This window comes from Cobetia sp. PDI-12MA, from assembly GCF_059507695.1.
This window is the reverse complement of record NZ_CM183351.1, coordinates 2,189,922-2,211,608: the sequence shown is the minus strand read 5'-3', so window position 1 is coordinate 2,211,608 and position 21,687 is coordinate 2,189,922. Positions and strand designations below refer to the sequence as shown.

The 21,687-nt window shown below is 61.3% G+C and carries 21 protein-coding genes and 1 tRNA gene; 14 read left to right on the top strand and 8 right to left on the bottom strand.

Annotated features, from left to right (window positions below):
• Positions 1-58: 58 nt before the first annotated feature.
• The 8 genes from AC5WNI_RS09495 to AC5WNI_RS09460 all read left to right on the top strand — a co-directional run bounded on the left by AC5WNI_RS09495 (position 59) and on the right by AC5WNI_RS09460 (position 8,840).
• Entirely contained in the window at positions 59-250 is a 192-nt protein-coding gene (locus tag AC5WNI_RS09495; RefSeq protein ID WP_153635924.1) for a hypothetical protein, read from the top strand.
• 87 nt (positions 251-337) lie between these two features.
• The gene (locus tag AC5WNI_RS09490; RefSeq protein WP_153635923.1) at positions 338-772 is read left to right on the top strand and encodes an OsmC family protein; all 435 of its coding nucleotides are present in this window, start codon (positions 338-340) and stop codon (positions 770-772) included.
• Between the two features lie 66 nt (positions 773-838).
• Positions 839-2,866, top strand: a complete 2,028-nt coding sequence (uvrB, locus tag AC5WNI_RS09485) for an excinuclease ABC subunit UvrB (RefSeq protein ID WP_153635922.1) — start codon at positions 839-841, stop codon at positions 2,864-2,866.
• 690 nt (positions 2,867-3,556) lie between these two features.
• Entirely contained in the window at positions 3,557-4,657 is a 1,101-nt protein-coding gene (locus AC5WNI_RS09480) for a branched-chain amino acid ABC transporter substrate-binding protein (RefSeq protein ID WP_404813686.1), read from the top strand.
• A gap of 293 nt (positions 4,658-4,950) precedes the next feature.
• A complete protein-coding gene (livH, locus tag AC5WNI_RS09475) occupies positions 4,951-5,871 on the top strand; it encodes a high-affinity branched-chain amino acid ABC transporter permease LivH (protein ID WP_043336883.1) in 921 nt (306 codons plus the stop codon).
• The gene (gene livM / locus AC5WNI_RS09470) at positions 5,871-7,196 is read left to right on the top strand and encodes a high-affinity branched-chain amino acid ABC transporter permease LivM (RefSeq protein ID WP_153635920.1); all 1,326 of its coding nucleotides are present in this window, start codon (positions 5,871-5,873) and stop codon (positions 7,194-7,196) included. The genes livH and livM overlap by 1 nt, the downstream gene beginning before the upstream one ends.
• A 112-nt stretch (positions 7,197-7,308) precedes the next feature.
• Positions 7,309-8,064 (top strand): high-affinity branched-chain amino acid ABC transporter ATP-binding protein LivG, encoded by a 756-nt coding sequence (gene livG / locus AC5WNI_RS09465; protein WP_263643040.1) that lies wholly within the window; start codon positions 7,309-7,311, stop codon positions 8,062-8,064.
• A gap of 74 nt (positions 8,065-8,138) precedes the next feature.
• A complete protein-coding gene (locus AC5WNI_RS09460) occupies positions 8,139-8,840 on the top strand; it encodes an ABC transporter ATP-binding protein (protein WP_043336899.1) in 702 nt (233 codons plus the stop codon).
• A 157-nt stretch (positions 8,841-8,997) separates the two neighbouring features.
• Here the strand turns inward: AC5WNI_RS09460 and AC5WNI_RS09455 are convergent, their stop codons facing one another.
• Positions 8,998-9,357 (bottom strand): hypothetical protein, encoded by a 360-nt coding sequence (locus AC5WNI_RS09455; RefSeq protein WP_495928355.1) that lies wholly within the window; start codon positions 9,355-9,357, stop codon positions 8,998-9,000.
• 219 nt (positions 9,358-9,576) lie between these two features.
• Positions 9,577-10,545 (bottom strand): N-acetylmuramoyl-L-alanine amidase, encoded by a 969-nt coding sequence (locus AC5WNI_RS09450; RefSeq protein WP_225346717.1) that lies wholly within the window; start codon positions 10,543-10,545, stop codon positions 9,577-9,579.
• A 348-nt stretch (positions 10,546-10,893) separates the two neighbouring features.
• Between AC5WNI_RS09450 and AC5WNI_RS09445 the strand changes: the two genes are divergently transcribed.
• The 4 genes from AC5WNI_RS09445 to AC5WNI_RS09430 all read left to right on the top strand — a co-directional run bounded on the left by AC5WNI_RS09445 (position 10,894) and on the right by AC5WNI_RS09430 (position 16,183).
• Entirely contained in the window at positions 10,894-12,399 is a 1,506-nt protein-coding gene (locus AC5WNI_RS09445) for a fumarate hydratase (RefSeq protein ID WP_153635918.1), read from the top strand.
• A gap of 168 nt (positions 12,400-12,567) precedes the next feature.
• Positions 12,568-13,995 carry a cardiolipin synthase gene (gene cls / locus AC5WNI_RS09440; RefSeq protein WP_153635917.1) on the top strand — a complete coding sequence of 476 codons (1,428 nt, stop codon included), beginning with the start codon at positions 12,568-12,570 and terminating at the stop codon, positions 13,993-13,995.
• 215 nt (positions 13,996-14,210) lie between these two features.
• Positions 14,211-15,461, top strand: a complete 1,251-nt coding sequence (gene mtnK / locus AC5WNI_RS09435; protein ID WP_153635916.1) for an S-methyl-5-thioribose kinase — start codon at positions 14,211-14,213, stop codon at positions 15,459-15,461.
• A 182-nt stretch (positions 15,462-15,643) separates the two neighbouring features.
• A complete protein-coding gene (locus AC5WNI_RS09430; RefSeq protein ID WP_153635915.1) occupies positions 15,644-16,183 on the top strand; it encodes a YaeQ family protein in 540 nt (179 codons plus the stop codon).
• Positions 16,184-16,288: 105 nt separating this feature from the next.
• Here AC5WNI_RS09430 and AC5WNI_RS09425 read toward each other — a convergent pair whose 3' ends face one another.
• Positions 16,289-17,380, bottom strand: a complete 1,092-nt coding sequence (locus AC5WNI_RS09425) for a GGDEF domain-containing protein (RefSeq protein ID WP_172978678.1) — start codon at positions 17,378-17,380, stop codon at positions 16,289-16,291.
• Positions 17,381-17,660: 280 nt separating this feature from the next.
• Complete coding sequence (locus AC5WNI_RS09420; protein ID WP_153635913.1) at positions 17,661-17,930, bottom strand: hypothetical protein; 270 nt, start codon at positions 17,928-17,930, stop codon at positions 17,661-17,663.
• Between the two features lie 243 nt (positions 17,931-18,173).
• Between AC5WNI_RS09420 and AC5WNI_RS09415 the strand changes: the two genes are divergently transcribed.
• Positions 18,174-18,250: transfer RNA gene (locus AC5WNI_RS09415), tRNA-Pro, on the top strand.
• A gap of 503 nt (positions 18,251-18,753) precedes the next feature.
• Positions 18,754-19,065, top strand: a complete 312-nt coding sequence (locus tag AC5WNI_RS09410; protein ID WP_175090120.1) for a hypothetical protein — start codon at positions 18,754-18,756, stop codon at positions 19,063-19,065.
• A gap of 292 nt (positions 19,066-19,357) precedes the next feature.
• On the opposite strand, the gene AC5WNI_RS09405 is transcribed toward AC5WNI_RS09410, so the two are convergent.
• The 4 genes from AC5WNI_RS09405 to arfB all read right to left on the bottom strand — a co-directional run bounded on the left by AC5WNI_RS09405 (position 19,358) and on the right by arfB (position 21,289).
• Positions 19,358-19,660 (bottom strand): hypothetical protein, encoded by a 303-nt coding sequence (locus AC5WNI_RS09405; protein ID WP_153635911.1) that lies wholly within the window; start codon positions 19,658-19,660, stop codon positions 19,358-19,360.
• Positions 19,661-19,765: 105 nt separating this feature from the next.
• The gene (locus tag AC5WNI_RS09400) at positions 19,766-20,068 is read right to left on the bottom strand and encodes a winged helix-turn-helix domain-containing protein (protein WP_153635910.1); all 303 of its coding nucleotides are present in this window, start codon (positions 20,066-20,068) and stop codon (positions 19,766-19,768) included.
• Between the two features lie 41 nt (positions 20,069-20,109).
• Positions 20,110-20,817: an SIMPL domain-containing protein gene (locus AC5WNI_RS09395; RefSeq protein WP_153635909.1), complete on the bottom strand. Its 708-nt coding sequence runs from the start codon at positions 20,815-20,817 to the stop codon at positions 20,110-20,112.
• Positions 20,818-20,875: 58 nt separating this feature from the next.
• A complete protein-coding gene (gene arfB, locus AC5WNI_RS09390; RefSeq protein WP_153635908.1) occupies positions 20,876-21,289 on the bottom strand; it encodes an alternative ribosome rescue aminoacyl-tRNA hydrolase ArfB in 414 nt (137 codons plus the stop codon).
• Positions 21,290-21,687 lie beyond the last annotated feature (398 nt).

The following is a 21,687-nucleotide window of genomic DNA, read 5'->3' as shown; positions in this document are numbered from 1 at the left end:
CTTGACGGCTGCAATGCGCCGCGGCGCCCCTTTTTTACTGCATGACAGGAATGACACGATGGCCAGCTTTTCTCTTACTTTGATCGGTGTCGAGAGCGTCAAGGACGTCAACAAGGTCACCACGGCGCTGATGATGATGGATGGCGTCAAGGAAGCCGAGGTCGGGCGTGGCTTTGCCGAAGTCGACGGTCAGGTGCGTTATGACGCCCTGGTCAAGGCGGTCGAGAAGGCCGGTTACAAGGTCAAGTGACCGCAGTGCACAGACGCTGGACAGGCGGCGAGCAGGCAACGTCTCATGAGCGGGATCACGGACAGATCAGCGACAGGGAGGTGACGAATGAGCATCGAGGTAATCAGCCGTCGGTCAGGCAGTTTCGTGCAGCGGGTACAGGTCGCAAGCTTTGATGAGTTGCTGGTCGATGTGCCGGCGGTGGTCGGTGGCGCCGAGAGCGCTCCGGACCCGCATGACTACTTCGACCTGTCGCTGGGGGCCTGCAAGTCGATCACCGTGCAGATGTACGCAAGGCGCAAAGGCTTGCCGCTGGCGGGGATCACCACCACGGTGGACCGGGACGACAGCGACGAGCGCCGTGGCAGCGACAGCGAATACCGCCTCACGGTCAGCATGCAGTTTCTGGCCGAGGAGGGCCATGAGCTGGACGCCGAGACGCGCGCGCGTCTGATCGAGATCTCCGAGCGTTGCCCCATCCATCGCCTGATGACCAGCACCCGGGTCTTGGTGACCAGTCGAGAAGCGCCCGCGAGCGAATGATGCCGCTGGGCAATCATCTGCCTGTCGTCAGTTGAAGACCCGACTGACTGCCACCATTGAGAGCGCATGAGCAAACCATTTCGCATCGATTCCAAGTTTCAGCCGGCCGGTGACCAACCGGCGGCCATCGAGAAGCTGATAACCGGCCTGGACGCGGGTCTGGCGCATCAGACCCTCCTGGGCGTGACCGGCTCCGGCAAGACCTTCACGGTGGCCAACATCGTGGAGCGTCTGCAGCGCCCGGCCATCGTCATGGCCCCCAACAAGACGCTGGCGGCACAGCTGTACGGCGAGTTCAAGTCGTTCTTCCCCGACAACGCCGTCGAATATTTCGTCTCCTATTACGATTACTATCAGCCCGAAGCCTACGTCGCCTCCTCGGACACCTTCATCGAGAAGGATGCCTCGATCAACGACCATATCGAGCAGATGCGCCTGTCGGCGACCAAGGCGCTGCTGGAACGCCGCGATGCGATCATCGTGGTCTCCGTCTCGGCCATCTACGGCCTGGGGGATCCGGATCAATACCTGAAGATGCGCCTGCACTTCAATCGTGGTGAGCAGATTGACCAGCGTGGCTTCCTAAGGCGTCTGGCGGAGCTGCAGTACACTCGCAACGATATGGATTTCCGGCGCGGTACGTATCGGGTGCGTGGCGACGTGATCGACATCTTCCCGGCCGACTCCGAAGAGCAGGCGGTGCGTGTCGAGCTTTTCGATGACGAGATCGATTCCATCCGGCTGTTCGATCCGCTGACCGGTGAAGTGGCCGAGTCGGTGCCGCGCATGACCATCTATCCCAAGAGTCACTACGTGACGCCGCGCGAGACCATCGTCGCTGCGGTCGATCGCATCAAGGAAGAACTCGTCGAGCGCCTCGATTACTTGCGCAAGCACGATAAGCTGGTCGAGGCCCAGCGCCTGGAGCAGCGTACCCTCTATGACATCGAGATGATGATGGAGCTGGGCTACTGCAATGGCATCGAGAACTACTCGCGCTATCTGTCGGGGCGTGATCCCGGCAATGCGCCGCCGACCTTCTTCGACTACCTGCCCAAGGATGCACTGGTCTTCATCGACGAGTCCCACGTCAGCGTGCCGCAGGTCGGCGGGATGTACCGCGGTGACCGATCGCGCAAGGAGACGTTGGTGGAGTACGGCTTCCGTCTGCCGTCGGCCCTCGACAACCGCCCGATGAAATTCGAGGAGTGGGAGAGCATCCTGCCGCAGACGGTATTCGTCTCGGCGACGCCTGGCCCCTATGAGGAAGAACATGCCGGCCAGGTGGTGGAGCAGGTGGTACGTCCCACCGGGCTGCTCGATCCGATCATCGAGGTGCGTTCGGCCTCGACCCAGGTCGATGATGTGCTCTCCGAGATCAAGGCGCGCACCCAGGTGGGCGAGCGCGTGCTGATCACCACGCTGACCAAGCGCATGTCGGAAGACCTGACCGAGTATCTGGGAGAGCATGATGTGCGGGTGCGCTATCTGCACTCCGATATCGACACCGTCGAGCGTGTCGAGATCATTCGTGACCTGCGTCTGGGCAAGTTCGATGTGCTGGTCGGCATCAACCTGCTGCGTGAGGGTCTCGATATACCGGAGGTCTCGCTGGTGGCGATTCTGGATGCCGACAAGGAAGGCTTCCTGCGCTCGGAACGCTCGCTGATCCAGACCATCGGCCGCGCGGCGCGTAATGCCAACGGCAAGGCCATTCTGTACGGGGATCGCATCACCGATTCCATGCAGCGGGCCATCGCCGAGACCGAACGCCGTCGCGAGAAGCAGATGGCCTTCAATGACGAGCACGGCATCACGCCGCGCACCATCACCAAGTCGGTGGCGGATATCATGGAAGGTGCCCAGGCACCGGGCCGCAAGAGCAGCCGTCGCAAGGGCAGCGAGCGTCAGGTGGCGGAAGAGACGCCGGACTACGCCGCGCTGGCGGCCGAAGGTCCTCAGGCGCTTGAAAAGGAGATCAGCCGTCTCGAAGATGCCATGTTTGCCGCGGCCAAGAACCTCGAGTTCGAGGAAGCCGGTCGACTGCGCGACCAGATCAACGACGTCCGCAATCGCCTGATCGCGCTGGGCTGACGCTACTCTCCATCTCCCAGCTTTCGCGTTGCCAAAGGCATTACCCTGCGCGCCCGACGATGTCACCCATCGTCGGGCGCGTGGCGTTCAGGGCTGGCGTGTGCCTGTCTGCAGGTACCCTGGTACCAGCGCGCGGCGGATATGTGTTGCGCAAGTGTCATCAGCGAGTTATCCCGTTATCTTGCCTATGCTTCGCAAATCATCACATGGCAGCTCAGTGCATGGCTCAGGGGCAACCGGTTGCTCGGGGAGGGCGGCAGCATTGCTTCTCTTACAACCTTGGGCGTAGCCGGGCAGGGGGCTGCAGTGCCTCCTGATGGTGCGAGAGGAGAGGGAAATCCTGTTATCCGCGTGTTGGCATGTGCCAATGACTGGCTTTGATCGGGTTTTCCGAGGATTGTCTGGCCACATTGGGAAGCGTGGTGCTTTTCGCTATTGGTAGGCTGCCGAGCCGCATTCATGAGCGCCCAAACGGTCACTTTACATGCGTATTCGCTGCTGCCAATAATGCTTTCAAGGCATTCCTGACGTGTCGACCCCCTGCCTGCAGGCTGGCAGCGGCGCACAAGGTCAGCGAATGACAGACACTGTCGCCAGCCTTTTTCGGTCAGCCCAGCGTTGGCACCAGGCGTCAGTCAGGTCTGCCCGGCCGTAGTACAACAATAATCGGGAACAGGAATTCTCATCATGATGCGCAGGTCTCTTCTCGCTCTCGGTATCGCCGCGGCGATGTCCACCCAGGCTCAGGCCGATATCACCATCGCCATGGCAGGCCCTGTCACGGGGCCGGTTGCCCAGTACGGTGACATGCAGTTCATCGGTGCCGAGATGGCCATCGAGCGGATCAATGCCGCCGGTGGCGTCGACGGCGAGATGCTAAAGGGCGTCAAATACGATGACGCCTGTGATCCCAAGCAGGCGGTGGCGGTGGCCAACCAGATCGTCAATGACGGTGTCCAGTACGTGATCGGCCACCTGTGCTCCAGTGCGACCCAGCCGGCCTCGGACATCTACGCCGAGGAAGGCGTGATGATGATCACGGCGGCGTCCACCAGCCCGACCATCACCGAGCAGGGCTATGAGCTGGTCTTCCGCACCATCGGCCTGGATTCCCTGCAGGGGCCGGTCGCCGGGCGCTATATCGCCGAGACGGTCAAGCCCAAGCACATGGCCGTGATCCACGACAAGCAGCAGTACGGGGAAGGCATCGCCACCGGCGTGCGCGATACCGTCGAGGAAGCCGGCATCGATGTGGTGCTGTTCGAGGGCATCACGGCAGGCGACAAGGATTTTTCGGCGCTGATCTCCAAGCTCAAGAAGGAGAATGTCGACTTCGTCTACTACGGCGGCTATCACCCGGAGCTGGGCCTCTTGCTGCGTCAGTCGCGTGAGCTGGGCTTCGATGCACCCTTCATGGGCCCGGAAGGGGTCGGCAATCCGGACATTTCCAAGATCGCCGGTCAGGCCTCCGAAGGGCTTTACGTGACGCTGCCGCCGGCCTTCGAGACAGACCCGAAGAACGCCGATCTGGTCGCGGCCTTCAAGGACAAGGATCAGGACCCCTCCGGGCCATTCGTCATGCCGGCCTACACCGCGGTGGAGCTGATCGCCGATGGCATCAAGGGGGCTGACTCCACCGACCCCTATGACGTCGCCGAATATCTCAAGGCCAACAGCTTTGACACGCCCATCGGCAAGGTCGAATACGACGAGAAGGGCGATCTGAAGGACTTCAACTTCGTCGTCTACAACTGGCACGCCGACGGAACCAAGAGCGAAGCGGCACATTGATCATCGGCTGGCCTCTGCTCGTCTGAGCTCAGCCTTCGCCACGGCCATGTGACATCACATCTGGCACCTCATTTGAGCGATCATTTGAGAGAGTATTTGAGACCTCATGTGGCCGTGGTGGATCACCCCCGAAACGCTTCCCGTCATGCCACCTGGCATGGCGGGCTTCTCCGTTCGGTCGAGTCCACGGTGATGCAACATCGCCGTGCCTTCCCGTTGTCGCCGCACATGCGGCATTTCCCTGACGGTCACCGGCCACAAGCCGACGACAGTCGCGGCCAAGGGTCGTTCCAATGGAAGACATCCTCTACTTCCTGCAACAGGTCATCAATGGCCTGACCATCGGCAGTACCTATGCCTTGATCGCCATCGGCTACACGATGGTCTATGGCATCATCGGCATGATCAATTTCGCTCACGGCGAGATCTACATGATCGGCACCTACGTGACCTTCATCGTCATCGCGGCGCTGGGCATGCTGGGTATCGCCAACCCCTTCTTTCTGATGGCGGCCGCCTTGCTGGTGGCGGTGCTGGTGTCCTGTGCCTACGGCTTTGCCGTGGAGAGGGTGGCCTATCGCCCGGTACGTGGCTCAAAGCGTCTGATCGCGCTGATCTCGGCGATCGGCATGTCGATCTTCCTGCAGAACTACATGCGTCTGGCCCAGGGTTCGCGGGACATGGCGATCTCCAGCCTGATCCCGGGCGGCTGGGAGTTCGGGCTGGAAAGCTTCGCAGTCAATCTCTCCTACATGCAGGTGATCATCTTCAGCGTCACCCTGGTGTGCATGCTGCTGCTGTCGTCCTTCATCTCGCGCTCGCGTCTGGGTCGTGCCTGCCGTGCCTGCTCGCAGGATGCCGGCATGGCGCGTCTGCTGGGCATCAATACCGACATGATCATCTCGATGACCTTCGTGATCGGGGCGGCACTTGCCGCCGTGGCAGGCCTGCTGCTCGGCATGTACTACGGCGTGGTCAATCCCTACATCGGCTTCCTGGCTGGCCTCAAGGCGTTCACGGCGGCGGTGCTGGGCGGTATCGGCAGTATCCCCGGCGCCATGCTGGGTGGCCTGCTGCTGGGCGTCGCGGAGGCGCTGACCGGCGGTTACCTGTCGACTGAATACAAGGACGTGGTGGCCTTCGGACTGCTGATCCTGATTCTGCTGTTCCGTCCCTCCGGGATTCTCGGCAAGCCCGAAGTGGAGAAGATCTGATGCCCAAGCTTGCGAAACAGACTTTGAATACAGCGGGTACCTCACCCGCCGAGACGATTCCGCCACAGCCTTCCTATCGGCGTCCCTGGTGGTCGGCACTTGCGGCCGCCGTGCTGACCCTCGTGCTGGGGGGCTCGGTACTGGGTGTGCAGCTCGAGTCCACCGGCATCACCACCACGGTACGCTTGATGGGCATGGACACCTGGGGATGGTTGCTGGCCGCGGCGCTGGCCGTCTTCCTGCATCAGCTGGTACGTCCGCAGATCGAGGAGTGGCGCGCACGCACGCGCAAACCTTCACGTTTCAGCGTCCCTGATGTCATGAGCGGTCAGAAGCGTCAGCTGTGGATCATGCTGGCCATCGGTGCGTTGCTGATCTTCCCGTTCCTCTCCAACCGCTCGGCGGTGGACCTCGCCACCCTGACGCTGATCTACATCATGCTGGGCCTGGGGCTCAACGTGGTGGTAGGGCTCGCCGGGCTGCTGGATCTCGGCTACGTGGGCTTCTACGCCGTTGGGGCCTATACCTATGCGCTGCTCAACAGCTATCTGGGCTTCAGCTTCTGGGAGGCATTGCCCATCGCCGGATTGATGACGGCGCTGTTCGGCTATCTGCTTGGCTTCCCCGTGCTACGGCTGCGTGGTGACTATCTGGCCATCGTGACGCTGGGCTTCGGCGAGATCATCCGCATCCTGCTCAACAACTGGACCGAGTTGACTGGCGGCCCGAATGGCATCGCGCGCATTCCCAAGCCGACCTTGTTCAATCTCGAGTTCTCGCGGCGGGCCGACGAGGGCAACATCGCCTTCCATGAGTTCTTCGGCATCGACTATGACCCGGCCCTCAAGGTGATCTACCTGTATCTGCTGGCCTTGATTCTGGTGCTGATCACGCTGTTCGTGATCTACCGCTTGCTGCGCATGCCCATCGGGCGGGCGTGGGAGGCGCTGCGCGAGGATGACATCGCCTGTCGCTCGCTGGGGATGAACCCCACCGGTATCAAGCTCTCGGCCTTCACGATCGGTGCGAGCTTCGCCGGTTTCGCCGGTGCCTTCTTCGCTGCGCGTCAGGGTTTCATCAGCCCAGAATCCTTCACCTTCATCGAGTCGGCGATCATTCTGGCCATCGTGGTGCTGGGGGGAATGGGCTCGCAATTGGGTGTGATTCTGGCCGCGATCGCCATGACGCTGTTGCCGGAGCTGGCACGCGAATTCAATGAATATCGCATGCTGCTGTTCGGACTGATGATGGTGCTGATGATGGTATGGCGTCCTCAGGGCCTGGTGCCGCTCAAACGACCGCAGATGGAGCTCGACCGTGGCTGACACACATGATAATCAGGTCTGTGACAAGCAGGTCCACGACAGGCAAGGCCTCGACAAGGCAGCACCAGCCACCTCCTCACATCGTCAGGCGCGCGCCGAGGGTAGGGCACCGTTGCTGGATGTGTGTGACCTCACCATGCAGTTCGGTGGCCTCAAGGCCGTGGATGGGGTGACGCTTCAGGTACATCCGGGGGAGGTGGTGTCGGTCATCGGACCGAATGGTGCAGGCAAGACCACCGTCTTCAACTGCATTTCCGGCTTCTATCAGCCGACTGGCGGCGAGGTGTATTTCCAGAACCGCGCCATGCATCGTCTACCGGGCTACCGAATTGCTCAGGCTGGCATGGTGCGCACCTTCCAGAACGTGCGGTTGTTCAAGGAGATGACCGTCATCGAGAACCTGCTGGTGGCGCAGCACATGCACGCCGAACGCAACCTTCTCAAGGGACTGTTCAAGACGCCGGGCTATCGACGCAGTGAAAAGGCGCTGATGCAGCATGCCGGCGACTGGCTGGAGCGAGTCGGTCTGCTCGAATTCGCCAACCGCGAGGCGGGCAATCTGGCCTATGGCCAGCAGCGTCGGCTCGAGATCGCGCGCTGCATGGTCGCCAGGCCGCGGCTGCTGATGCTGGATGAGCCGGCGGCGGGCCTCAATCCCAATGAAACGCGCGATCTGGATGATCTGATCGTCAGCCTGACCCGCGATGAGGGCATCTCGGTGCTGTTGATCGAGCATGATATGAGTCTGGTAATGGGCATCTCGGACCACATCTACGTGGTCAATCAGGGCCAGCCGCTGGCGGATGGCAGTCCGGAAGACATACGGCGCAATGATGCCGTGATCAAGGCCTATCTGGGGGAAGAGTGATCATGAGTGAGCATGTCGAAGACGTGACACCCGAGGCCACGCTTGCCGGTGAGGAGCTCGCGCCCCGGGAGGCCATGCTGGCCCTCGAGCATCTGACCACCCACTACGGGCCGGTGCAGGCGCTCAATGATGTCTCGCTGGCCGTCGGACAGGGCGAGATCGTGACGCTGATCGGTGCCAACGGTGCCGGCAAGACGACGCTTCTAATGTCGATCTGTGGCGATCCGCGTCCGACCAGCGGGCGGGTGTGGTTCGAGGGCGAGGAGATCACCGGTACACCCACGGCGCGTGTGATGCGTGGAGGGCTGTCGGTGGTGCCGGAAGGTCGCCGCATCTTCACCGGCATGACGGTGGAGGAGAATCTTGCCATGGGCGGCTATTACCAGAGCAAGGAGGAAAACGAGCGCAGTATCGAGCACGTGCTGGGGCTCTTCCCGCGCCTCAAGGAACGCTTTCAGCAGCGCGGCGGCACCATGTCCGGCGGAGAGCAGCAGATGTTGGCCATCGGGCGCGCCCTGATGAGTCGGCCGCGGCTGTTGTTGCTCGATGAGCCATCGCTGGGGCTGGCGCCCATCGTGATCGGGCAGATCTTCGAGATCGTAGAGCAGCTGCGCGAGCAGGGCACCACCATCTTCCTGGTGGAGCAGAATGCCCATCGCGCCCTGTCGATCGCCGATCGCGGTTATGTGCTGGAGCATGGTCGCGTGGTGCTGGCGGACAGCGGCAAGGCGCTGCTGGCCAATGATGACGTGCGTCGTGCCTATCTTGGCGGCTGAGAGGCCTGGCACGTGATTCGCTGTCGCGCCTCACCAGAGGAAGGCAATGCAAAAGAACGCGCCCCTGTCACTGAAACCTCGGTGGCAGGGGCGCTTTCTTGAGGATGCGATGCAGGGTGCGAGCCAGGGGGGGGGCGGGTAAAGTGGCGTGAATGGCTTACGCCGAGAGAGGTGTCACGAATTCTTCCGGAGTATAGGCGACGCCGTCATGGATACGGTAATGATCGGTAGGGCCGGAGACCTGGCAATTGCTGACGCAGGCCTGGCTGGCGGGAAGCTGGCGCAAGGGATAGCGCACGCCGGATTGACATAGCTCCAGCATCTTCTTGAGCGCGCTGCGCTCACAGAAACCGCACAGGCACTCCAGGGCGTTGTCGAGGCAGTCTTCTTCGCTCATGCCCGCCCCATAGATGCGATTGTCATCACAGACGACGAATCCAAGAGCCCCGGGGGATGTGGCGGGTGTTGTCATGTCTGCTGCCGTTTCAGGTACTGCACTGAGAATGTTGTCAGCCATGATGAACCTCATTGTGATGGGGTATTCCGGCTTCTTCGAGCCAGTCGCTAGCTTGTCTGCCCATGACCCTCTCTGGTCATGCCTCATCCCAGAGTAGACGGCGGTCGTCAAACTGCCATGCAAATCTGTTTGGTGCGTCAAGGACAAATCGATGCTGCGTCAGAAATGTGACAGGGAAGTGACATTCAGGTGACTGTCCGGGGCTCATGCCTGACGTTTTCAGGGCGGCTGGCAGCCAGGCGACTGGCGGTAACGTGCGTTGAGCGCCAGCAATATCGCGATACTCTCGACATCGAAGGCCCCACTGATCGACCCGGGACGAAAGTGTGCCTGGAACGCGGCAATCGCCAGTTCGGGCCGTGCGACGTCCACTGGGTAGCCGTAATGCGTCAGCGCCGTGAGCAGAACCTCTCGTGATGGCAGCCCTTCGCTTGCCAGTTGGCGCTGGAAGCACAGCACGTCAGAGGTGCGTGGCCAGGCACCGATGCCGGCGTCATGCAGGCGTTGCCAGGGGAATCGCGGGCCGGGGTCGGTCTTGCGCTCAGGGGCGATGTCCGAGTGCCCGACGATATCCACCGCCTTGATGCCATGGCGCGCGATGATGGGCTTGAGCAGCGTGATTAATGCAGTGATCTGCGCCTCGCTCCACGGTGCGAAGCCACGTGAGGGGGCCCAGCGCCTGGCGACCGCCTCCCTGGCATCTTCCTGCTCGCCTCCCTGCAATGGCTCCAGTGCCAGGGGCCCGGCATTGACGATCTCGATACCGATGGAGGTGTCATTGAGATTGCTGCGCTCACCCCACTGGCTGACGCCGGCATGCCAGGCGCGGCGCGCTTCCGGCACCAGCGGATAGACGCGCGGCAGGCCGGTCGCGGGCATCGGCGCCGACAGCAGATAATGAGCGCTGACCTGAGAGCCCGTCAGGCTGAGCAGGGAGCCGTGCAGATCATCATCGGTGTAGTGAAGTACCAGATGGCGAACCCGTGAATTGCTCTTGCCGTGGGGGGAGGGCGTCACCCAGTCGAAGGTATCGCTCCCGACACCTGCGCCAGAACCCGACTGGGTGCCACAGCCTGCCAGCAACATCGTGAGCGCGGCAGCGGCCAGCGACAGCAGACGCCGCGAGAAGAAGCGTCGCGGGAAGAGGCGTGGCGAGAAGGAGGGGGGTGAACAGTCGCGTGGCGTCATTGAGCAATCATCGTGGCTGAAGAAGGGGAGTCTGCATGACAGGACGGTACCGCAACGGGACGGCGGCAGTCGCTTCGCGATACACGCGACTGCCGGCAGCGAAGCAGGCGGCTCAGGGCGGGAGAGCCTTGCGCAGACTGGGCCATAACCTGCTGAATTCTCATGTCTTGCGGGTTGCAGGATTCGCTCTGCCGCCGCGTGCTCGCATGAGGTATAATCCCGCGCACCTGATCTGACGCTCGCCCCGTGGCGGCGCGATTGCCGTGCCTGACAACAGTAATCGCCCCTGTGCCCTGTGCGCCAGTGTGTCTGTCTTTTCCATCGCTTGCCCTTGAGGAGCCGATCCTGATGACCGTGATCCGCCAGGATGACCTGATCCAGAGCGTCGCCGACGCGCTGCAGTACATCTCCTACTACCATCCGAAGGATTTCATCGACGCCATGAACGCGGCGTACGAGCGTGAAGAGAATCCTGCCGCCAAGGATGCCATCGCGCAGATCCTGATCAACTCCCGGATGTGTGCCCTGGGTCATCGTCCCATCTGTCAGGACACCGGTATCGTCACCGTCTTCGTTCACGTCGGCATGAACGTGCGCTTCGAGGCCGACATGAGCCTGGATGACATGGTCAACGAAGGCGTGCGTCGCGCCTATCTGCTGCCGGACAACGTGCTGCGCGCCTCTGTGCTGGCAGACCCGGACGGCAAGCGTGCCAACACCAAGGACAACACGCCCGCCATCATCCACCACAAGCTGGTGCCGGGTGACAGCGTCGAGATCCACGTCGCGGCCAAAGGTGGCGGCAGCGAAGCCAAGTCCAAGTTCGCGATGCTCAACCCGTCCGACTCCGTAGTCGACTGGGTGCTGGAGCAGATTCCGAAGATGGGCGCTGGCTGGTGTCCGCCCGGCATGCTGGGTATCGGCATCGGCGGTACCGCCGAGAAGGCGATGCAGCTGGCCAAGGAGTCCCTGCTCGAGCCGATCGATATCCAGGAACTGAAGGCGCGTGGTGCCTCCAACCGTGCCGAAGAGATCCGTCTCGAGCTGTTCGAGAAGGTCAACGCCACTGGCGTCGGCGCCCAGGGCCTCGGTGGTCTGACCACCGTGCTCGACATCAAGGTCATGGATTATCCGACCCACGCGGCCAACAAGCCGGTGGCGATCATCCCGAACTGTGCGGCGACCCGTCACGTGCACTTCACCCTGGATGGCAGCGGTGTGGCAGAACTGCCGGCACCCAAGCTCGAGGACTGGCCGGAAATCACCCGTGAAGCAGGCGACAGTGTCAAGCGTGTCAACCTCGACACCGTGACGCCCGAGGAAGTGCAGAGCTGGCAGCCGGGCGACACCCTGCTGCTCAATGGCAAGCTGCTGACCGGCCGTGACGCCGCTCACAAGCGCATGACCGAGATGCTGGCACGCGGCGAGCAGCTGCCGGTCGATCTCAAGGGTCGCTTCATCTATTACGTCGGCCCGGTCGACCCGATCCGTGACGAAGTCGTCGGTCCGGCTGGCCCGACCACCGCGACCCGCATGGACAAGTTCACGCGCACCTTGCTGGAAGAGACCGGCCTCTTGGGCATGGTCGGCAAGGCAGAGCGTGGCCCGACCGCGATCGACGCCATCCGTGACAACAAGTCCAGCTACCTGATGGCCGTCGGCGGCGCTGCCTACCTGGTCGCCCAGGCGATCAAGAAATCCCGTGTGCTGGCATTTGAAGACCTGGGCATGGAAGCGATCTACGAATTCGAGGTCGAAGACATGCCGGTGACCGTAGCCGTCGACAGCGCGGGTGTCTCCGTGCACCAGACGGGCCCGGCCAAGTGGAAGGAAATCATCGCTGAGCGTGCATGATGGCCCTGTCGTGATACGCCGTCGTATCGTGTGGATATGACCTGAAGACCCCCGCCGGTGATGGCATGCCGGCGGGGGTCTTCGTCTGTGTGCCGTCGATGTCATGGCATCGTTGCGCGCACTGCTGTGGCATACTCTGGCAACCCTGACGCCTGCAATGGAGCTGCAATGACCGCCTGGTTACTTGGCTTTCTGCTGTTGAGCAGTCACATTCTGGGTGCGATGACCGCCGTCATGGCCCTGATGTCCAGTCGTACCTCCCAGGGTGCGATCGCCTGGATTCTGTGTCTGCTGACCTTTCCCTACGTCGCCCTGCCACTGTACTGGGTATTCGGGCGTCCACGTTTCTATGGTTATGTCAGCGCTCGCGAGGAGCGCGACTCGACCATGCGCCGCGTCTTGATGCGTTTCCGTCCCAAACTGTCGCCGTGGCTGTCACGCCCGCTGGGCGGCAATCCCACCCATCTGGATGCCATAGAGCGCCTGGCGATGATGCCTGTCACCACCGGCAACCGCGCCAAGTTGTTGATCAATGGCGAGCACACCTTCGATTCGCTGTTTCATGCCATCGATACCGCCGAGGATTACATCCTGATCCAGTTCTTCATCGTGCGAAACGATGAACTGGGGGTGCGTCTCAAGCAGAAGTTGATGCGCCGCGCCGAACGCGGCGTGCGGGTCTGTTTCCTGTATGACGAGATCGGCTCGCGCAAGCTGCCCGACGGCTATCTGAATGATCTGATGGAATCGGGGTGTGAGGTCAGTGCCTTCAATTCCTCGCGGGGCTGGCGTCATCGTTTCCAGATCAACTTCCGTAATCATCGCAAGATCACCGTCATCGACGGCCGTGTCGGCTTCGTGGGCGGGCTGAATGTCGGCAATGAATATCTGGGCCATTCCGAGCGTTACGGGGCCTGGCGTGATACCCATCTCAAGCTTGAGGGCCCCAGCGTGATGGGCCTGCAGGAAGCCTTCTGGGAAGACTGGCACTGGGCGACCGGTGAGGTGCTGTCGCTTGAATGGCAGCCGCAGATCAGCTGTGACGAATGTCAGCATGTAGTGATCGTGCCTTCCGGCCCGGCGGACCGCCGCGAGACGGCCAGCCTGCTGGTGCAGCAGGCGATTCACTCCTCGGTCAGCCGCATCTGGATCACCAGCCCTTATTTCGTGCCGGACCAGGGCGTGCAGGATGCGCTCAAGATCGCTGCGCTGCGCGGGGTGGATGTGCGGGTGATGATTCCTGAGCGACCCGATCACCTGCTGGTGTTCCTGTCGGCGTTCTCGTTCCTGTCCGAGATGATTCGCTCCGGCGTACGCGTCTTCCGCTATCAGCCAGGCTTCCTGCATCAGAAGGTGATGTTGATGGATAGTCATACGGCAACCATCGGCACCGTCAATCTTGACAACCGCTCCTTCCGCCTCAACTTCGAGATCACGGCGTTCGTGCCCGATCACCAGTTTGCCTCGGAAGTGGAGGCGATGCTCGAAGAGGACTTCCGCCACTGTCGTGAAATCAGCTGCGAAGAGCTGGATGCGCGGCCGATGTGGCGCAAGCTGATCTCGCGCGCGGCCTATCTGCTGGCTCCCATCCAGTAATCCAGCATCCTGCATGCGACAAGCGCCTGCCGAGCTGAGCAAAACTCGCTCGGCAGGTCTTGCCAATCGCCGCGCCAGCAGGCATCTTCTCGCTATAACTGATCGCCTTCTTATTTCTTAAATGAATAAAGTGAGAGCCTTGAGGTGCTTCGCATGCCATGCACGCGAAGCGTCGCCGAGGCCGGCGACTTCATGATTCAGCGCTGAGACCTGCCATGACTGCTCAAGACCCCACCGCTAGCCACGCGCCTTCCATCGACTATCAGTTTCGCGATGATGCGGATGTGATCGCCTTCGCGCGCCAGCACGTCGGTGCTCGATATCCGGGCTTCGCGACCGCTGAAGCACTTCAGGTCGAAGAGATCGGCGATGGCAACATCAACTATGTCTATCGCGTCTGCACGCCGGACCGCTCCGCCTCGGTAATCGTCAAGCAGGGCCTGCCCTGGGTGCGCATCATCGGCGAAAGCTGGCCGCTGTCGCTGGTGCGTGTGCGCATCGAGGCGGAAACTCTGCAGTTCGAGGCAGACTGCGCGCCGGACCTGGTGCCGGCGCTTTATCACTTCGATGAAGCTCGTTCAGCGATCGTGATGGAAGATATCGGCGATCACCGCAATCTGCGCCATGCCTTCCTGGAGCGCGCGTCATTGCCCCGGCTGGGCGAGCAGATGGGGCATTTTCTGGCCACTACGCTTTATCGCAGCAGCGATCTGGCACTCGATGCCCACGACAAGAAGGCGCGCGTCGCCCGCTTCATCAATCCCGATCAGTGCAAGATCACCGAAGACCTGTTCTTCATCGATCCGTTCTGTGATCACGAGCGCAACAGCATCAATCCGGCGCTGCGCGCGGATGCCGAAGCCCTGTGGCAGGATGCTGCCCTGAAGGTCGAAGTGGCGGAGCTCAAGCAGCGTTTCCTCTCCGCGCCCGAGGCACTGCTGCATGGTGATCTGCATGCGGGCTCTATCTTCGTGCGTGAAGACAGTACGAAGGTCATCGATCCGGAATTCGGCTTCTTCGGGCCGGCGGGCTTTGATATTGGCAGCTGGCTGGCAGCACTGTGGCTGGCGGCCTGTGCGCATACCGAGCTTGAGGGAGAACAGGGCAACAAGCGTGACTACGTAGCGCAGCTGCGCGCCCAGGCGGTCGCCAGTTGGGAGAGCTTCGCTTGTGAGTATCGTGAGCAGGCCACCCATACATCGGATGCCAGCTTCGCTGCGTCGGGCGTGGCAGAGCATCTGTTGTCTCGCATGTTGCGTGATGCACTGGGCTATGCCGGCTGTGAGCTGATCCGCCGCACTGTGGGGCTTGCGCATATTCTGGAGCTCGAATCCATCAGCGATGAGGCCACCCGCGCACGCGCCGAGCGGCGGGCGCTGGCGCTCGGGCGCGAGTTGATCATGACGCGCGAACGCCTGAGCGATATCGATGCCATCGATGCCTTGGTGGCGCGTCACCTCGCCTGAGGGCTGGCATGCCAGGCAGGAGTCGGGCGTTCAGGGCCCGGCTAGGGTAGACTCTGCGCTCCGCACCCACGCGCTTGCATTTTCACGCGCGTGGTTCAGTCGAGGAGCATGGTGCTTTATCGGGATAGTGTCTTCCTGCCATTGCCTTTCCAAGACGTCTGCCTTTTCAAGAAGAGATTTTCATGGCCCTGTCTTCCACGCCTTACAAGGTGGATCTGTCGCTGACCGACCTGGATCGCGGCGTCTACGAGACCCTGCGCTTCACGGTGGCTCGTCACCCCTCCGAAACCGAACTGCGTCTTTGCGTGCGTCTGCTGGGCCACGCCCTGTGGTACAGCGAGAACATCGCGTTCGGTCGCGGCCTGTCCGATGTCGATGAGCCGGCGTTGTGGGAAAAGAGCCTCGATGGCCGTATCCTGCACTGGATCGAAGTCGGTCAGCCGGATGCCGAGCGCCTGACCTGGTGCTCGCGACGCACCGAGCGTACCTCGCTGCTGGCCTATGGCAGCCTGCGTGTGTGGGAAACCAAGGTCGTGCCGGCGGTGGCTGGGCTCTCCAACCTGAGCATCGCGGCCGTGCCGGAAGGGTCGCTGGACGCCATCACCGAGTCGCTGCCGCGCAACATCAAGTGGACCGTGATGATCTCCGAAGGCACCATCTTCATCACCGATGACAATGGCCAGCACGAGATCAATCTCGAGTGGCTGAAGGGCGAGCGCTGAGCGACATCAGCCTCGCACCGGCCCAGACACAACGCCCCCGCAAGCCATGCTTGCGGGGGCGTTGTGTCTGGGGGCTCAGTCGGTCCAGGTCGGGCGGGTGAAGGCTCAGATGACGCTCAGGTCCTTGTCGACCATCAGACGGCCTCGGCCATTTTCCTTGGCGTGGTAGAGGGCGTCATCGCTGCGCTTGACCCAGCTCGACAGGGTGTCATCGGCGTGCAATTCGCTGGCGCCGGTGCTGAAGAGAATCACGCCATGCAACAGGGGCGAGGCTTCGCAGCGCTCCCGCAGGCATCCATCGAACTGGCGAGCCGTCGCCAGGGTGCCGGGAATCAGGATCATGAACTCCTCGCCGCCATAGCGTCCGGCTTCTCCCGAGAACTCTCGGGTCAACTGGCTGACATGGCGTGAGAACTCTTCCAGTACCGTGTCGCCGTACGGGTGGCCGTGGTTGTCATTGATCATCTTGAAGTGATCCAGGTCGCAGATCAGCAGGCAGGCACTTTGCGAACGCCTGATCCAGGCTTCGGCCTGTTCGTGGATGGCGCGGTGATTGTAGAGGCCGGTCAGACTGTCCAGCAGGCTGAGGCGCTCGAGTCGCGCCGCATAGGCATTGGCGATATCACGCTCTTCATGGATACGTCGGGCATAGCCTGCGATCACCACGCTGAGAAGCCCGAAGGCCAGCGTGTAGCTGAAGCCCATATCGAGAAAACGCATGCCTTCGCTGGCATAGCTGCTGACCAGGCCCGGCCTTGCATGCTCAAACGCCAGCAGTGCCCATGGCATGAACATCAGGCCGATGACGATGATGCCTCGGCGCTTGGGGTCGGCGGGCAGTACCGCCAATACATAGGCCGACGCCATCAGGTAGAAGAGCAGGGTCGGGCCGGTCGCGCCATGATTGAACAGCCAGTTGCCGGGCAGCATCACGAAAGTGACCAGCGCACAGAACAGCCAGGCCATGCGCTGGAACTCGCCATGAAACCGCGAGCGATACCACATCAGGGCGATGAACGCGCTGGTGATGACCAGCACGATGTTGTACGCCGGCAGGGTGAGGCCCAGCAGGGAATTGAAGAGGGCCGAAATCAACCCGATGAAGAATGCGGAAACGAGAAAGCCATGATGGAGTGTCTCTCGGGCGGAGCCGGTCTTGCCGACCAGCCAGCGCCAGGAGGTAACTATCAATTTCAATGGGCTGACCATGTGACCTCGGGCATCGAGATGTCAGTGCACATCAGGCACCAACCGGGAAAGGCTGGATGATACACCACCTCATCATCAGCCACAGCTCGCCAGAGCCAACGAAGGCTCCGCAAACCCTATGCTAACGCAGCGTGGGTCATAACTTGTCTGACAAGAAGCTGCGCGAAATGAAGGCGTCCAACTTTCCGCATGAAGCGCAATATATTGCCTTCTCGACGCTGGCGCGATAACCCCTCATACCTTCCCGATGCTACCCGGCGTCGCTCCGTTACTTCCAGGGCGTGTAGCGGTAGCTGTCGGGGTCGTTGGCATCCGGGCTGTCGGCTTCCTTGAGGCGCACGAGGGTATTGCCATCCTCGTCCTCTTCGACTCCCGTCACTGTCACCGGAAAGTTGGGTGACAAGGCGTCGAGTGCGGGCCATTGCCCCTTGGTGATCTGGCTGCCGGCGGCAGGGGCGCTCTCGGCGCTGACCTTGATGGGGTCGCCGCTGACGCTGGTGCCGCCCTTGAGCGTGGTGGTAAGCGTGAATTGGATCATCGGTCGCGAACTCCTCTGGACGATTGTCGTTCATGGGCGTTGCATTCGAAGGTGCGCAATGAATGCCTGCTTCATGAACATGCGTCGCACCCGGTCATTTTGCAATGCCGACAGCGGATTCAGGCGTCAGTGCGACACCAGATCACGACGCAGGTAAAGAAATGTGAGATTCCTGCTTTTCTTTTTGAGATCAATGCGGTACATTACGTCTCGTCTTGAGGGGGAAGCTCTTCCAGACACTGTCGGGACGTGGCGCAGCTTGGTAGCGCGCTGCAATGGGGTTGCAGAGGTCGCAGGTTCGAATCCTGTCGTCCCGACCAGATTCAAGTGAAAAGGCCATCCGGTAACGGATGGCCTTTTTGCGTTTTCGCATGTCCTGAAGATGCCCATCTCGTCACTATTTACTCACTGCTCACTCACTGCTCTCCATCTTTCAGCTCCCGATTTCCATTCTTCATCACCATTCTCGCGATGACCCGCCTGCCTCACGTATCTCGCCTTTGGTTCGTATTGCTCACTTTCCCGGCCTCTCAGCTCAATCAGCACTGTGCTCGCGCAAGCGCTTTTCTATTGATCCAGGCAGATGCCACTGACATCTGGCCCAGAAAGCGCTGCCGCTTGAGTTGATCTGGATCAATTGACTGTCGGCTCGAAGTGCGGGGTAGGCGGGATGAGTTCTCTAAGCATGTAAGTATTAGATTTTCCGTATATACTGCGCCAGTCGATATTGGGGGTGATAATGAAAATCATAGACGTTTACACGGCATCTCGATTCAATCCCGAACGATCCATCCTCAGAGAACAGCTGGGGGGAGGCTATGTGGTGCAGACCTGCGCCGTGGCCGCCGAAAACTATTGCTTCGAGGTCTCTCAGTCGCGCCACTTCATCTTGGGATTTGAGGTCGCGGGCGCACGCAGTGCTGAATTTCTGTCGATCATCACCGAGGATTACGTCTTTCAGCATCCCGGCATCCGCCCGGAAACGCTCTCGGCCTACCTGCAGGATCGCGCCCGACATCCGCTGCGTCGTCGCGCTGCCTCTGCGCCTTCCGCCTCTGCGCCTTCCGCCACTGCGCTTTCCGCCACTGGGTCGGGCGCCGTACGGCGCAGTGTCACCAGCATTGCCGTTGGCTGATGATGCTTGAGGCAACGCTTTCCAGCGAATCTGGTTGCACCGTGCTGAGGTGAAAAGGCAGGCCAGATGTAGGCAAGAGACAGCCAGCAAAGGGCTAGCGAGGCAGCAAGGAAGACAGCCAGGAAGAGAAGGCTATAAGGACAGTCAAAACGCGCAGGGCAAGGAAGGGTAGAACGCAGCGCTGGGGGAGGGGAGCCGTTCAGAGAAGACTGCACGGGTTTTTCACTTTTTACGACGTTCACTTTTCGCCGTGCGCTTGCGCGACCCATCTAGTCGCGAGGCGGGCCGCGGATCACGCCCGGGCCAGGTAGCGCCTTAACGCCCAGACCGTACTGGCCAGGCTCACACAGCAGAGCAGTGGCAGGGCAACATCGAGACAGGAATCCAGATTCCAGTGCTGCAGCAGGCCGTAGTCCCAGTTCTCTGCCTTGGGTCCATCGCCCTTGTATTCATGCTGAGCGATCTCACGGCCCAGAAACAGGGCGACGGCGATGGCACCTGCCGACCACACGCCAAACAGCGGCCACAGCGCCAGCTGGATCAGCACGGCGATCAAGCCGTGCTGAACGGCACTGTCCAGAATCTCGGCCGTCATGGGTCAGCCATCATGCTTGAGGCCTCATGCTTGAGAGCTCATTCTCGAAAGCCATCTCTCGCTCCCCATTTCTCGGCCCTCGTTGTTCGATAAAGTTCATGCCCCTCACGCGTAGCCCAGCGCTTTCTGCAGACGTTCGGCGTTGTCGGCTACCCACTGGGCATTGATCGGCCCCCAGTCACGAATCACGTAGTGGCCGATATTGTTGCGCTGGCCCTCCTCGCGCTGGAATTCACAGACGATCTCGAGCTCACCCAGGGCGGTGATGGTGTCCTGGGCGGTACGCCGCGGCATGCCGGTGGCCGCGATGATGGCTGGCACGCTGGCGATGTCATGCGCGATGAGGTGGGCCACGAACAGGCGTCGATAGAAGCTTGTCTGGGTCTTGCTCAGCGGGGTGTCGGGCATTGGGGCTCCATACGGCGAAGAAGGGGGCTGTCGAGAGGTGATCAGTGGCTCAGGGTGTAGTCGATGGTGGTCACGACTCTGACCTTCTTGATGTCAGGGGTATAGCTGTCGAGGTCCGAGATCGAGAAATAGCCCTGGCTGGCATGCTTGATGTGGCCGACCGTGCTACCGGAATCCTCCGCGAACTGCTGGGCGGCGCGTCGGGCATCCGCGGTCGCGGCCGCGATCATGTCCGGCTTGATGGCTTCAAGCCCCGTGAACAGGAATTCGGTGCGGTAGGCATAGTCAGCCGAGAGCAGGATACCCTCGCGCACCAGTTCACCGGTCAGTGAGGCGCTTTGCTTGACGAGGTCGACCTTGGGCGAGCGCACCAGCACCGTAGCTTCGGCGCGATAGCGCTCATCCGGGCGCTGGGCGTTGTAGCTGTTGGCGTAGAGGTCAGTCACCTGGGGAGAGGTCACGCTGACCTGGTCGGCGGGAAAGCCCTGTGCGGTGAGAAAGGCGCGAATCTTGCGCTCATCATTGGCCAGCGCCTCATGAAGCCCGGTCAGCTGATTGGCATTGACGCTGAAGTGCAGCGGCCAGAGGGCCAGGTCGGCCTTGACCTCGCGCTCCGCGAGCCCCTTGACCGTCACTACACGGCTGGAAGATTCCCATACCTGGGCAGCCTGCTTGAGATAGCTGCCACTCCAGACCATTCCCGCGGCCAGCAGGCCGCCCAGCACGGCCGAGCTGATGATATTGCGCATGTATTGTTATCCCTGACGTGAATTATGAGTCGTGAACTGGCCGCCGCTTGCGGCGATGTCAGTCCTGTACCTTGCCGCGCATGGCCTTGATCTTGCCCTTGCGCGTCTTGCTGTCGACGCGGCGACGCTTGGCGCCCTTGCTGGGCGCTGTCGCACGGCGCGCTTTCTGTACCTTCACGGCTTCCAGAATCATCGCCTTGAGACGGGCCAGCGCATCTTCCTTGTTCAACTCGAGGGTGCGATGGCTCTGCGCCTTGATGATGATGACGCCTTCCTTGCTGATGCGCTGATCCGACAGCTGCATCAGGCGCTCCTTGTAGAAGCCGGGCAGCGTCGAGCGCTGTACATCGAAGCGCAGATGGACGGCGGAGGCGACCTTGTTGACGTTCTGGCCGCCATTGCCTTGGGCGCGAATCTGGGTGAGGTCGATTTCCCAGTCGGCCAGCGTTACCGAATTGGAGATGGTCAGCATATTGAATCTCCTTGTCATGGGGACTGTGTGGTGTGTCACGCAGACACAGTCAATGGAGCGATGGGCCATCTTAGCCTATTCGCGTACTGGCTTCAGAATGGCGGTGCGTCGCTTCTCCATTCGGCCGGCTCGCGACGCTGATCGCCTGTTCTCGCGTCACGGCGCAGAGGGCCGTGAGAACTGTCATGAATAGGAGGAGAGGCGAGGAGGCGAGGCGATGATCCATTCTGATATGGCGTTGAGGGTGGGGGAGTTCAACCGCGTGCTGCCCGAGACGGCAGAATATCGGGTACTCTGCTGGCTGCGTCCTGTGTGAAGACTGTCCAGTTTTCCAGACATTCCTGGCAGCACTTTTCCTGGCACTTATGTAATTCTCTCTCCCATCCTCTGCAGAGCGC

Coding starts and splice junctions, on each gene's coding strand:
- AC5WNI_RS09495 (WP_153635924.1), top strand. CDS start 59: ATGGCCAGCTTTTCTCTTACTTTGATCGGTGTCGAGAGCGTCAAGGAC.
- livM (WP_153635920.1), top strand. CDS start 5,871: ATGCCCAAGCTTGCGAAACAGACTTTGAATACAGCGGGTACCTCACCC.
- AC5WNI_RS09400 (WP_153635910.1), bottom strand. CDS start 20,068: ATGCCCGACACCCCGCTGAGCAAGACCCAGACAAGCTTCTATCGACGC.
- AC5WNI_RS09450 (WP_225346717.1), bottom strand. CDS start 10,545: ATGACGCCACGCGACTGTTCACCCCCCTCCTTCTCGCCACGCCTCTTC.
- AC5WNI_RS09430 (WP_153635915.1), top strand. CDS start 15,644: ATGGCCCTGTCTTCCACGCCTTACAAGGTGGATCTGTCGCTGACCGAC.
- uvrB (WP_153635922.1), top strand. CDS start 839: ATGAGCAAACCATTTCGCATCGATTCCAAGTTTCAGCCGGCCGGTGAC.
- AC5WNI_RS09460 (WP_043336899.1), top strand. CDS start 8,139: ATGCTGGCCCTCGAGCATCTGACCACCCACTACGGGCCGGTGCAGGCG.
- AC5WNI_RS09445 (WP_153635918.1), top strand. CDS start 10,894: ATGACCGTGATCCGCCAGGATGACCTGATCCAGAGCGTCGCCGACGCG.
- AC5WNI_RS09395 (WP_153635909.1), bottom strand. CDS start 20,817: ATGCGCAATATCATCAGCTCGGCCGTGCTGGGCGGCCTGCTGGCCGCG.
- AC5WNI_RS09490 (WP_153635923.1), top strand. CDS start 338: ATGAGCATCGAGGTAATCAGCCGTCGGTCAGGCAGTTTCGTGCAGCGG.
- cls (WP_153635917.1), top strand. CDS start 12,568: ATGACCGCCTGGTTACTTGGCTTTCTGCTGTTGAGCAGTCACATTCTG.
- AC5WNI_RS09405 (WP_153635911.1), bottom strand. CDS start 19,660: ATGACGGCCGAGATTCTGGACAGTGCCGTTCAGCACGGCTTGATCGCC.
- AC5WNI_RS09455 (WP_495928355.1), bottom strand. CDS start 9,357: ATGGCTGACAACATTCTCAGTGCAGTACCTGAAACGGCAGCAGACATG.
- mtnK (WP_153635916.1), top strand. CDS start 14,211: ATGACTGCTCAAGACCCCACCGCTAGCCACGCGCCTTCCATCGACTAT.
- livH (WP_043336883.1), top strand. CDS start 4,951: ATGGAAGACATCCTCTACTTCCTGCAACAGGTCATCAATGGCCTGACC.
- arfB (WP_153635908.1), bottom strand. CDS start 21,289: ATGCTGACCATCTCCAATTCGGTAACGCTGGCCGACTGGGAAATCGAC.
- AC5WNI_RS09420 (WP_153635913.1), bottom strand. CDS start 17,930: ATGATCCAATTCACGCTTACCACCACGCTCAAGGGCGGCACCAGCGTC.
- AC5WNI_RS09480 (WP_404813686.1), top strand. CDS start 3,557: ATGCGCAGGTCTCTTCTCGCTCTCGGTATCGCCGCGGCGATGTCCACC.